This window comes from Pseudomonas kairouanensis (assembly GCF_004682055.1).
Taxonomy (GTDB): Bacteria; Pseudomonadota; Gammaproteobacteria; order Pseudomonadales; family Pseudomonadaceae; genus Aquipseudomonas; species Aquipseudomonas kairouanensis.
This window is the reverse complement of the sequence record NZ_QUZU01000006.1, coordinates 37,346-49,413: the sequence shown is the minus strand read 5'-3', so window position 1 is coordinate 49,413 and position 12,068 is coordinate 37,346. Positions and strand designations below refer to the sequence as shown.

Below are 12,068 nucleotides of genomic sequence, written 5' to 3'. Positions count from 1 at the left end.
CCTGCAGGAGCGAGCTTGCTCGCGAAGAACCTGAGATCTACACGTTTATTCAGAATAAACGCGGCGACCTTGAGTTTTTCGCGAGCAAGCTCGCTCCTCCAGAGGGGGGCAATCAGCGCGCGGTGATTTTCCACGCCCGGTGGATCTTGGCGTTGCGCGCAAAATCCGGGTCGATGGTTTTGTCGCTGATCTCCTCGACCACATAACGTTCGCTGAGGTTGTCCTCCAGCGCGAACTTGCGGAAGTTGTTGGAGAAGTACAGCACGCCGCCTGGTGCCAGGCGCGCCATGGCCAGGTCCAGCAACTGCACATGGTCACGCTGCACGTCGAAGATGCCTTCCATGCGCTTGGAGTTGGAGAAGGTCGGCGGGTCGATGAAGATCAGGTCGAACTCATCGCGGCTGGCCTCCAGCCACGCCATCACATCCCCTTGCTCCAGGCGGTTCTTGTCGGAGAAACCGTTGAGCGAGAAGTTGCGACGCGCCCAGTCCAGATACGTCTTGGACAGGTCAACGCTGGTGGTGCTGCGCGCGCCGCCCTTGGCTGCGTGCACACTCGCGGTGGCGGTGTAGCAGTACAGGTTGAGGAAACGCTTGCCGGCGGCTTCTTTCTGGATGCGCATGCGCATCGGGCGGTGGTCGAGGAACAGGCCGGTGTCCAGGTAGTCGGTGAGGTTGACCAGCAGCTTTACGCCACCTTCGCTGACCTCGGTGAACTTGCCCTGGGCGCTCTGGCGCTCGTACTGCTTGGTGCCGCTCTGACGCTCGCGACGCTTGACCACCACGCGGCTCTTGTCGATGTTCAGCGCCTGGGGAATCGCAGCCAATGCATCGAACATGCGTGCAGAAGCTTTTTCGGGGTCGATGGACTTGGGCGCGGCGTATTCCTGGACGTGGACCCAATCGTGGTACAGGTCGATGGCCATGGAGTATTCCGGCATATCGGCGTCATACACACGGTAGCAATCCACGCCTTCACGCTTGGCCCACTTGCCCAGCAGCTTGAGGTTCTTTTGCAGACGGTTGGCGAACATCTGCCCGCCTTCGCTGAGGCGCGCCTGTTCAACCACCGGAGCCGGGGCTGGCTTGATTGGGTTGCCGTTCTTGTTGTACTGGCGCTCTTGCGGCTCGGCCGGGGCTTGATCGTAAGCGGCTTGCTCACGTTCGGCCTGGCGCTGCTCGGGCGTGCGGCGCTCGCCGGTAACGAACTGGTCCGGGTTGACCTTGATCAGCAGCAATTTGCACGGCAATGCGCCGTTCCAGAACGAGTACTGCTTGTGGCTGCGGATACCCATGCGCTTGCCCAAGTCCGGTGCGCCGGTGAACACCGCCGCTTCCCAACCCATGCAGGCCTGGCGCAGACGCTCGCCGAGGTTCTGGTAGAGGTACAACAGGCTGGCTTCGTCACCCAAGCGCTCGCCGTACGGCGGGTTACAGATGACCAGGCCTTTCTGGTTCTGGTCCGGGCGCGGCTCGAAGGTGCCGACTTCGCCCTGGTACACCTTGATCCAGTGGCTCAGGCCTGCGCGTTCGATGTTGTTGCGCGCAGGTTGGATCAGACGCGGGTCAGCTTCATAGCCACGCACCCACAACGGCGGTTTGTTCATGCCGATGGCGGCGCGTTCCGACGCTTCGGCGTGAAGTTTCTTCCACAGCGCCGGGACGTGACCCAGCCAGGTGGTAAACCCCCACAATTCGCGGTTCAGGTTGGGGGCCATGTCGGCGGCGATCATCGCGCCTTCCACCAGGAAGGTACCCACACCGCACATCGGGTCGGTCAGCGCGCCGCCTTCGGCCGCAATGCGCGGCCAGCCGGCGCGGATCAGGATCGCGGCGGCCAGGTTTTCCTTCAACGGGGCAGCGCCCTGCTGCAGGCGATAGCCGCGTTGGTGCAGGCTATGGCCGGACAGGTCGAGGGACAGGATGGCTTCGCCACGGTCCAGGCGCAGGTGAATACGCAGGTCCGGGTTGATCTTGTCGATGGACGGGCGTTCGCCGGTCGGGGTGCGCAGCTTGTCGACAATCGCATCCTTGACCTTCAGCGCGCCGAAGTGGGTGTTGTCGATGCCCGAGCCGTGACCGCTGAACTCCACCGCGAGGGTGCCGTCCGGGACCATATGATCGGCCCATTCGATATCCAGCACGCCGTGGTAGAGGTCTTCGGCGTCCTTCATCGGGAAGCGCTTGAGCACCAACAACACGCGGTTGGCCAGGCGCGACCAGAGGCACAGGCGGTAGGCGGTTTCCATGTCGGCCATGCCGCGCACGGCCGAGGTGTGCTCGCGGGCTTCCTCAAGGCCAAGCCCGACGGCTTCCTCGATCAGCAGGCCTTCGAGGCCCTTGGGGCAAGTGAGGAAGAGTTCAAAACGGTCCGACATGGGGCATTCCAGGCTTTTCAGCAATAAATGAACGGGCGACGCATCGCCGGCTCGGTTTTCAATCAAGCACTTTTCTTGAAGAGTGCTCGCGTGGCACGAATGTGCCGTCCCACCCCGCCTGCCGGGCCTTGAGGCCTTGATTGACGGGGCAGATGAATAAACTGGTGCAACAAAAAGAAATATTCCGACCCTTCGTCGAATAGTAACCGACTACAACGGACGGACATTCTCACTTAAGGATTAAACACATCCTCTGCGCAGGGTGCATCATAGCTGGCTTTGCCCAATAAATGGGGCGAAAAGCCATCCCAGCTTATGGCTATAGCATCGTTATCGTTACGTGCTTATGACAAAACGATCATTGAATCCATGTGACCTATTGGTTAGAACTCATCACAGGTTGGCGCCGTAACGACGCCGACACATCGGCTCGCCACGCCGGCAGCGAGCCCACCAACGGCAGAAAAACTCTGCCCGACCTCAGACGAGGTCGAAGGATATCAAGACAGTCAACAAGTGAGGGAAACACCCTATGAGAAGACTTAAGCGTGATCCGTTGGAAAGAGCATTTTTACGCGGATATCAATATGGCGTTCATGGCAAATCCCGTGAGCTTTGCCCATTTACTCTACCGTCGGTACGCCAAGCCTGGATCAACGGCTGGCGAGAAGGACGCGGCGACAACTGGGACGGTATGACTGGCACTGCGGGAATCCACAGACTCAACGAACTTCACGCCGTCGGCTAATCAGGGCACTCAATTCCGACATTACACTGTTGAAGCGTTAACGACTTAACCACGCACGTCCCATCCGGGCGGCGGGCTTCGGCCCAGGGGGCTCCTTAATGGAGCCCTTTTTAATATGGGAGGGGGCTTGCCCCCTCCCACCTTAAAGCATCAGCGCAATGCTGCGATTGCATCCACCGACTGGCGAATCAACGCCGGGCCCTTGTAGATAAAACCGGAATACAACTGCACCAGGCTGGCACCCGCGGCGATCTTCTCGGCGGCGTGCTTGCCTTCGGTGATGCCGCCTGCGGCAATGATCGGCAAACGCCCCGCCAGCTCGGCGGCCAGCACCTTGACGATATGGGTGCTCTGCTCGCGCACCGGAGCCCCCGACAGACCGCCGGCTTCGTCGCCGTGAGCCAGGCCTTCGACGCCCACACGGCTAAGGGTGGTGTTGGTGGCGATCACCGCGTCCATGCCCGAGTCCACCAGGGCCTGGGCCACGAGCACGGTTTCTTCATCGCTCATGTCCGGGGCAATCTTGATCGCCAGCGGCACGCGCTTGCCATGGCGCACGGCCAGGTCTTCCTGGCGCTGGCGCAAGGCTTCGAGCAGTTGCTTGAGGGAGTCACCGAATTGCAGGCTGCGCAGGCCCGGGGTATTGGGCGAACTGACGTTGACGGTCACATAGCTGGCGTGGGCGTAGACCTTATCCAGGCAGATCAGGTAGTCATCCACCGCACGCTCGACAGGGGTATCGAAGTTCTTGCCGATATTGATGCCCAGGATGCCCTTGTACTTGGCTGCTTGAACCCGCGACAGCAAGTGATCGACGCCCAGGTTGTTAAAGCCCATGCGGTTGATGATCGCCTCGGCTTCCGGCAGGCGGAAGATACGCGGCTTGGGGTTGCCCGGCTGTGGACGCGGGGTCACGGTGCCGATTTCGACAAACCCGAAACCCAGTTGTGCAAAGCCATCGATGGCCGCGCCGTTCTTGTCCAGGCCAGCCGCCAACCCGACCGGGTTGGGGAACTCCAGCCCCATCACCGACACCGGCATTTTCGCCGGCGCCTTGCAAACCAGGCCATTGAGCCCCAGGCGGCCACCGGCACCGATCAGGTCCAGGGACAGATCGTGGGAGGTTTCCGGGGAGAGTTTGAACAACAGCTGGCGGGCCAGGGTATACATGGGCGGGCTAGACTCGGGTGGCGGCGGAAGGTGGCGGCGATTATAGCCGGGGTAGCCGGTTGCGTGCGAGGCGTGCCGTCCAATCATCAGTAGCGAAGCGACACCAACGCCTCATAGCGCGCCCATATCTTCTGGGCATACCGCATGCGCAACGCCTCCCGTTCGGGCCCTGCCCCCGGCCCCGCGTTATAGGCGCCCACCGCCGTCCAGTTGTAACCGAAGCGCTGGATGAAACCGGCCAGAATCGAAGCCCCCACCTCCACAGACAAGCAAGGCTCAGCCAATAACCGCTCCTCGGTAATGCCCAGCTTGAGTAAACGAGGCAGGTGGATACTGTTGATCTGCATCAGCCCTATGTCCCAGGTGCCATTGCGGTTGGCATGGTTCATCGCATCGGCACGATACCCGGACTCCACAGCGGCAATCGCCTGCAACAACTCAGGCTCAATGTCATATCGGCTGGCTACCTCTCCCCAGCAGTAGGCAAAGGCCGGGGTTACGCTCGTCAGCCCGCCCAGTAACAGCCACACGGACAAAAACCTAAACATGGCGGACCTGACCGCAGGCAAAACACACCTGTCCTACTGGGTCGATACGCCCCACCCCTTGCCATTCGGCCCTCACCGCACAGGTAAACCGGTACCCACGCCCGTAGATGGTCTTGATGAACCCTTTGTCAGCCCTCAGATGTTTACGCAACGAATAGATACAACGGGTCAATGATTCTTCAGCCACCTCCCCCTGGGGCCAGGCCATCTCCAACAACCGGTCCTTGGTCATCAGCGCACCACCGGAGACCAGCAGCAGCCGCAGCACCTGCCACTCCTTGGGTGGCAACTGCACATCAGTGCCGTCACCGGTCAGGCGACCATCTGCATGCAGGGTCCAATGGGAGAAGACCAGGGACGTGGTCATTCCCTGATCATTTGCGACGGCCATAAACACCTCTGCATCCAACTTCCCACATTCAAAACCTTCGTTGCGTTGCTGGCCCGCAGACCAATGCCTGGACTATAAAAACCTGCGCCGCCCCCAACCCTAGGAAAAAACCCATACATTCCAGTGCCTTGCGAAGCTCATCCGTAAGATATTTCTCTATCCACACCGGCCCGACACCCACTCCGAATAAACCTCGTAAAACTCAACGCCTAAGCGAACCTCCTTATCTACGGAAAAACATCGCGCCCAGGCCGGACAAACGCACGCTGTACACGCTCGTACTGGGGTGCGGTCAGAGGCGGCGGGCCGATGGTTCCAGCCGTCGTTTTCAGCTCTTCACCCACGGCGCGGGCTTGAATCACAAACAGACGAACCCGTGCCGAGCCACCCGGCGCTGCACTGCGCCCCAGGCGGGTCTCTTGTCGAAACGCCCCCACCCACAAACGCTTGCCCTGCGGCACACGCACGACGCCACTCATCCCAACGCGCCCTACCACAGTCGGCTCTGCACGTTGCCCCGCCTCAGTCACCTGACGGCCATCCTCGACTTTCAGGAGCATCTCGACCTGGTGCGCCTGTGCAAATCGCGGCAATACGCTGACCTGGGCGCCGTAACGCACGGGCGTCCAGTCGACGGGGTCTTCTCCGGGGCCCGGCAGATAAAAGGTGTGATTGTCCTGGAACACCGCTGGCACATTCTCCTGAGTGAGGATCACCGGCAGCGTGACCACCCTCGCCCGCCGCCGACGCTCCAGCGTGGCGATCTGCGCCATCAGGCGATCATCCTCCAAGGGTTCCATGATTCGGGTGGTCGAGGCGTCGCTGTCCCACTCAAGCCCCAGCGTCTTCAATTCGCGACGGTCCACATCTACCAACCACAACGCCACCTCGATCGGTCGCTTGGGCATGTCCAACTCCGCCACCAACTGCTCGATGATCTTTACCTGCTCGGGCTGGCCTTTGATCAGCAGGCTGTTGGTGTCGGGGTAGGCAATGACTGAAAGATTGCTGTCGGCCAACGGTCCCTGGTGCTCACCGGCCAGTAGGGTCGTGATCATCGAGGCCATCCCCGGTACGGTGACGGGGCCATCGCCCATGGCGTACTGACGGTCCGCCACATGGGTGTTGAGCACCTGCACCACGCCAAACGACTGGCTACCCACGCGCAGCGCGGCCCTCTGCCGGTCCATCAATTGGGCCAGGCGCAGTACCTGGTCGACATAACTCGCAGGGCCAGACACGTAAAACGTCCGCGCGCTGGCCGGGCGCAGGGGATAGGGCGATTCATCGAGCCCGGAGCGGCGCATGAGGCCACGAAACCTGTCGACGGAAATATGCCGCAGGGCCACTGCCGAACTTTTGGCCTCGCTGGCGTCGTAGAGAAAAAGCGCCTGCCCATTGTTGTGCCCAATCAGGCCCTGCTGCGAAACAAGCGCGTCCAGGGCGCGTTGCGGCGCATCAAGGTCCAGCTCACCACTGAAACGCTTGAGAGCCACCTGGCGACTGACCACGATGGGCAACCCGAGGGGCACCGACAGCGCAGTGAATACGGTATGCAAACTTTCGTCCTGCGCCTGATAGACCTCGCCCCAGGCAGGCGTGCTTCCCAGCAGCAGCACGATAAGCAGCAGCCAGCAGCGAAGCATCGTGAAGGGAGAGACAGCGTACACCGTGGGGTTTCCTGGGCGGCCTGGCGTTAAGAAGCGGCCATACTGAAAGGCCGCCCCGTTTCAATCTTGATGGAAAGCTGACGGCACTCCCCGCCCTTCTACCCATGGCATGTGCCTTGCTATGAACTCCCTACTAGAGCACGCACCAACGACGGCGCGGGCTTACGGACAAAGGCGTCGTTACCCGCAATGGCCTACATCGCCATCTGAGGGAGCGGCGCTTTTTTTTGAAAGAGAAGGTAGGTGTTGATGAACGATTCGGCAGGCAACAGCCCGATGAACGACCCACTGGCGTGGGTCAACGGCAGTGATGCCCCGGAGAAAAGCAGCCTCGACCTGGGCTTCATGGCCTTGAGCGATTGCGCCTCGCTTGTGGTGGCCGCCACCCAAGGCTTCGCCCAACCCTACGGCCTGACCTTGAACCTCAAGCGCCAGTCCTCATGGGCCAATCTGCGGGACAAGCTGGTCAGCGGAGAACTGGACGCCGCCCATAGCCTGTACGGGCTGATCTATGCCGTGCACCTGGGCATCGGCGGCGTGGCCCCCACCGACATGGCGGTACTGATGGGGCTGAACCAGAATGGCCAAAGCATCAACTTGTCCCACGGCCTGCAACAGCAAGGGGTGATCACTCCTGAAGCATTGGACCGGCGCGTGCACCAAAGCAGCACAAAACTGACCTTCGCCCAGACCTTTCCTACCGGCACCCACGCCATGTGGCTCTACTACTGGTTGGCGAGCCAGGGCATTCACCCGTTGCAGGACGTGGACAGCGTAGTGGTACCGCCACCGCAAATGGTCGCGCACCTGCAAGCCGGGCGCATCGATGGCTTTTGCGTCGGCGAGCCGTGGTGCGCCAGCGCCGTAAAACAAAACCAGGGCTTTACCCTGGCCACCACCCAGGCGATCTGGCCGAATCATCCCGAAAAAGTACTCGGCTGCACCCAGGCCTTTGTCGACCAATACCCCAACACCGCGCGTGTGCTGGTAATGGCGATCCTGGAGGCCAGTCGCTTTATAGAAGCAAGCACCGAAAACCGCCGCTCCACCGCCCAACTGCTCAGTGGCCGCGACTACCTCGACGCCCCGCTCGACTGCATTGAACCGCGCCTGCTGGGCGCTTATGACGACGGCCTGGGCAACCACTGGCAAGACCCACATGCCCTGCGGTTCTTTGCCGATGGCGAGGTGAACCTGCCCTACTTGTCCGATGGCATGTGGTTCATGACCCAGTTCCGTCGCTGGGGCCTGCTGCGCGAAGACCCTGATTACCTGGGCGTCGCCCGCCAAGTGCAGCAACTGGCGCTGTACCGCCAGGCGGCCGAAGCAACGGGCGTTGCCGCCAATGTCCGGGACATGCGCAGTAGCCAACTGATCGACGGCAAGGTCTGGGACGGCTCGGACCCTGTCGGCTACGCCCGCAGCTTCCGCCTGCATGCCATGGTCGATCACGCCAGCCGCCAAGCCTTGCGCTGACAGGAGCCCACCTATGCTGCGAATCCTGTTGATCAACGATACCCCGCGCAAGGTCGGTCGCCTCCGAACGGCGCTGATCGAAGCCGGTTTCGAGGTGATCGATGAGTCTGGCCTGATCATCGACCTGCCGGCACGCGTCGAAACGGTGCGCCCGGATGTGATTCTGATCGATACCGAGTCACCGGGTCGGGATGTGATGGAGCAGGTGGTGCTGGTAAGCCGCGACCAGCCTCGGCCGATCGTGATGTTTACCGATGAGCACGACCCGGATGTGATGCGCCAGGCCATCAAGTCCGGCGTCAGCGCCTATATCGTCGAAGGCATACAGGCCCAGCGTCTGCAACCGATCCTCGACGTTGCCATGGCGCGTTTCGAAAGTGACCAGGCCTTGCGCGCGCAGCTGCACGCACGCGACCAGCAGTTGGCCGAGCGCAAGCGTATCGAACTGGCCAAGGGCATGTTGATGAAAATGAAGCACTGCAATGAAGAAGAGGCCTACACCCTGATGCGCCGCCAGGCCATGAGCCGCCAGCAGAAACTGATCCAGGTGGCTGAGCAGATCATCGCCATGAGCGAGCTGCTTGGCTGATTTGGCGCAGCTCTTGCTAAGGGATAGTCACAGGTAACCAACGGCGGTTGCCCCTTCCACGACAAAGACGTCGCACACCCGGTTTGCCCACGCGAACCCGGTGGCGGCGTTTTTTCGTTTTGGCCCTGATCGCTCGGGGCCGGTGGGGCGGCCATCAGCGGCGGCTCCATCACCAGGCCTTCTTACAAGACTCCCAACCGTTGAGGTGCGTGATGAAATCAAGCTTCTGGAAATCCGGGCACACCCCGACCCTGTTTGCCGCGTTCCTGTATTTCGACCTGAGCTTCATGGTCTGGTACCTGCTGGGCCCGCTGGCCATACAAATTGCCGCCGACCTGCACCTGACCACCCAGCAGCGCGGTTTGATGGTGGCAACGCCGATCCTGGCCGGCGCGGTCCTGCGATTTTTGATGGGCATGCTGGCCGACAAGCTGTCGCCCAAGACGGCTGGCCTGATCGGCCAGGTGATTGTGATCTGTGCATTGTTCGGCGCGTGGAAACTGGGCATCCACAGTTACGAGCAGGCCCTGCTGCTGGGTGTGTTCCTGGGGATGGCCGGCGCATCGTTTGCGGTCGCCCTGCCCCTGGCATCCCAGTGGTACCCCGCTGAGCATCAAGGCAAGGCAATGGGCATCGCGGGCGCAGGCAACTCGGGCACGGTGTTCGCCGCGTTGCTGGCACCGGTCCTGGCGGCGGCATTCGGCTGGAGCAACGTGTTCGGCTTTGCGCTGATTCCGTTGATCCTCACCCTGATCGTGTTTGCCTGGCTGGCGCGCAATGCCCCTGAACGGCCAAAAGCCAAATCCATGGCCGACTACTTCAAGGCCCTGGGCGACCGCGACAGTTGGTGGTTCATGTTCTTCTACAGTGTGACCTTCGGCGGCTTTATCGGCCTGGCCAGCGCCCTGCCCGGCTATTTCAACGACCAATATGGCCTGAGCCCGGTGGCCGCCGGTTACTACACCGCCGCCTGCGTGTTCGGTGGCAGCTTGATGCGCCCATTGGGTGGCGCCCTGGCGGATCGCTTCGGCGGGATTCGTACCTTGCTGGGCATGTACAGCGTGGCGGCGATCTGCATCGCGGCGGTGGGTTTCAACCTGCCAAGTTCCTACGCGGCACTGGCGCTTTTCGTCTGCACCATGCTCGGTCTGGGCGCAGGCAATGGCGCGGTGTTCCAACTGGTGCCGCAACGATTCCGTCGTGAGATCGGCGTGATGACCGGCCTGATCGGCATGGCCGGTGGTATCGGCGGTTTCGCCTTGGCGGCGGGCATGGGCGCGATCAAGCAAAGCACCGGCAGTTACCAGATGGCCCTGTGGTTGTTCGCCAGCCTGGGTGTACTCGCCTGGTTTGGCCTGCACGGCGTGAAGCGCCGCTGGAGAACCACCTGGGGCTCGGCTGCCGTGACGGCTGCGCGGGTCTGATGAGCCTGCAACTGAGCGTCGCCCACGCCAGCACCATCGGCCCGCGGGCAGAAAACCAGGACGCGCTGCGGGTGGTCACGCCCGTGGCCGAACTGGCCGCCAGCAAAGGCTACCTGTGCGCCATGGCCGATGGCGTGAGCCAGTGCGCCGACGGTGGCCTGGCGGCGCGCTCGACCTTGCAAGCCCTGGCGCTGGACTACTACGCCACACCTCAGACCTGGAGCGTGGCCCAGGCGCTGGAGCGCTTGCTGCTGGCGCAGAATCGCTGGCTGCAGGCCAATGGAGGCGGTCAGCCGTTGCTCACCACCCTCAGCGCCCTCGTGTTTCGCGGCCAGCGTTTCACCTTGGCCCATGTCGGCGATTGCCGTGCATACCGGTGGCTGGACGGCGAGTTGCAGCGCATCACTGAAGATCATGTTTGGGAACAGCCGGGCATGCAGCATGTGCTCAAGCGGGCCCTCGGGCTGGATCAACACCTGGTGGTGGATTTCCTGGATGGCCAGCTGCGCGCCGGCGAGTGCTTCCTGCTGCTCAGTGATGGCGTATGGGCAACGCTGGGGGATCACAGCATCAGCGCGATCCTGCGTGAACAAGCAAACCTGGACCTGGCAGTCACCACGCTGGTGAACGCAGCGCACCTGGCGGGCAGCCAGGACAATGCCAGCGCCTTGCTGGTGCGCGTCGATAGCCTCGGCGCGGCCACCCTTGGCGATGCCCTGGTGCAATTGCAGCAATGGCCATTGCCACCCGCCTTGAAAGTCGGACAACACTTTGAAGGTTGGCAGGTGGACGCTGTGCTGGCCCACAGCCGTCAGTCGTTGCTGTACCGGGTACGCGATGCCCAGCAACAACCCTGGCTGCTCAAAACCCTGCCGTTGAGCCGCGACGACGACACCGACGCAGGCCAGGCCTTGCTCTCGGAGGAATGGTTTTTGCGCAGGGTTGCCGGGCGTGCCTTTCCAGAAGTCCACGCCGCCAGCGGGCGCCAGCATCTGTATTACGTGATGCGTGAATACCCTGGGCAAACCCTTGCCGAACTGCTTCAACGTCACGGCCCGCTGCCCCTGGCGCAATGGCAATCCATTGCAGAGCGCCTGCTTCGGGCAGTGGGTTTACTGCATCGAAGACAGATCCTGCACCGCGATATCAAGCCCGAAAACCTGCTGCTGGGAGACGATGGCGAACTGCGCGTGCTGGATTTTGGCCTGGCCTACTGCCCTGGGCTTTCGGAAGATCATGCCCATGTGCTGCCGGGCACGCCGAGCTTTATCGCGCCCGAGGCATTCAATGGTGAACATCCTACGGCCCAGCAAGATTTATACAGCGTAGGCGTCACCCTCTATTACCTGCTGACCGGGCATTACCCCTACGGTGAAATCGAAGCATTCCAACGCCCCAGGTTCACCCAGCCGGTCAGCGCCAGCCGTTATCGCCCCGATTTGCCGGACTGGCTGCCCCAGTGCCTTGAGCGAGCAGTGGCCGCGCAACCGGCGCAACGTTATGAAACGGCCGAAGAATGGCTGCTGGTACTGGAGCAGGCAGACCGGCAGGCGCTGAGCATTCGCCCAAGGCCTTTACTGGAACGCGAGCCGTTGAAGGTCTGGCGCACGCTGGCCCTGGTCTCGATGCTGATCAATCTGGTGTTGCTGTACTCACTTTTTCACAGCTGACGTCA

10 protein-coding genes are annotated in these 12,068 nt (G+C 61.8%); 5 read left to right on the top strand and 5 right to left on the bottom strand.

The window, feature by feature from the left end:
- Nucleotides 1–112: 112 nt before the first annotated feature.
- Nucleotides 113–2,377: a bifunctional 23S rRNA (guanine(2069)-N(7))-methyltransferase RlmK/23S rRNA (guanine(2445)-N(2))-methyltransferase RlmL gene (gene rlmKL, locus DYL59_RS07245; protein ID WP_135288553.1), complete on the bottom strand. Its 2,265-nt coding sequence runs from the start codon at nucleotides 2,375–2,377 to the stop codon at nucleotides 113–115.
- Between the two features lie 532 nt (nucleotides 2,378–2,909).
- Here rlmKL and rmf point away from each other — a divergent pair.
- Nucleotides 2,910–3,125 carry a ribosome modulation factor gene (rmf, locus tag DYL59_RS07240; protein ID WP_002553055.1) on the top strand — a complete coding sequence of 72 codons (216 nt, stop codon included), beginning with the start codon at nucleotides 2,910–2,912 and terminating at the stop codon, nucleotides 3,123–3,125.
- 150 nt (nucleotides 3,126–3,275) lie between these two features.
- On the opposite strand, the gene DYL59_RS07235 is transcribed toward rmf, so the two are convergent.
- The 4 genes from DYL59_RS07235 to sctC all read right to left on the bottom strand — a co-directional run bounded on the left by DYL59_RS07235 (nucleotide 3,276) and on the right by sctC (nucleotide 6,880).
- Nucleotides 3,276–4,295: a quinone-dependent dihydroorotate dehydrogenase gene (locus DYL59_RS07235; RefSeq protein WP_135288552.1), complete on the bottom strand. Its 1,020-nt coding sequence runs from the start codon at nucleotides 4,293–4,295 to the stop codon at nucleotides 3,276–3,278.
- Nucleotides 4,296–4,381: 86 nt separating this feature from the next.
- Nucleotides 4,382–4,843 carry a transglycosylase SLT domain-containing protein gene (locus tag DYL59_RS07230; protein WP_135288551.1) on the bottom strand — a complete coding sequence of 154 codons (462 nt, stop codon included), beginning with the start codon at nucleotides 4,841–4,843 and terminating at the stop codon, nucleotides 4,382–4,384.
- Nucleotides 4,836–5,234: a winged helix-turn-helix domain-containing protein gene (locus DYL59_RS07225; RefSeq protein ID WP_135288550.1), complete on the bottom strand. Its 399-nt coding sequence runs from the start codon at nucleotides 5,232–5,234 to the stop codon at nucleotides 4,836–4,838. The genes DYL59_RS07230 and DYL59_RS07225 overlap by 8 nt, the downstream gene beginning before the upstream one ends.
- Nucleotides 5,235–5,461: 227 nt before the next feature.
- Entirely contained in the window at nucleotides 5,462–6,880 is a 1,419-nt protein-coding gene (sctC, locus tag DYL59_RS07220; RefSeq protein WP_135288677.1) for a type III secretion system outer membrane ring subunit SctC, read from the bottom strand.
- Between the two features lie 273 nt (nucleotides 6,881–7,153).
- Here sctC and DYL59_RS07215 point away from each other — a divergent pair, with 273 nt between their 5' ends.
- From DYL59_RS07215 to DYL59_RS07200, 4 genes are all read left to right on the top strand, one after another.
- On the top strand, nucleotides 7,154–8,380 hold the full coding sequence (locus DYL59_RS07215) for a CmpA/NrtA family ABC transporter substrate-binding protein (protein ID WP_135288549.1): 1,227 nt from the start codon (nucleotides 7,154–7,156) through the stop codon (nucleotides 8,378–8,380).
- Nucleotides 8,381–8,393: 13 nt separating this feature from the next.
- Entirely contained in the window at nucleotides 8,394–8,969 is a 576-nt protein-coding gene (locus tag DYL59_RS07210; RefSeq protein ID WP_135288548.1) for an ANTAR domain-containing response regulator, read from the top strand.
- Between the two features lie 212 nt (nucleotides 8,970–9,181).
- A complete protein-coding gene (locus DYL59_RS07205; RefSeq protein ID WP_135288547.1) occupies nucleotides 9,182–10,393 on the top strand; it encodes a nitrate/nitrite transporter in 1,212 nt (403 codons plus the stop codon).
- A complete protein-coding gene (locus tag DYL59_RS07200; protein WP_135288546.1) occupies nucleotides 10,393–12,063 on the top strand; it encodes a bifunctional protein-serine/threonine kinase/phosphatase in 1,671 nt (556 codons plus the stop codon). The genes DYL59_RS07205 and DYL59_RS07200 overlap by 1 nt, the downstream gene beginning before the upstream one ends.
- Nucleotides 12,064–12,068: the final 5 nt, after the last annotated feature.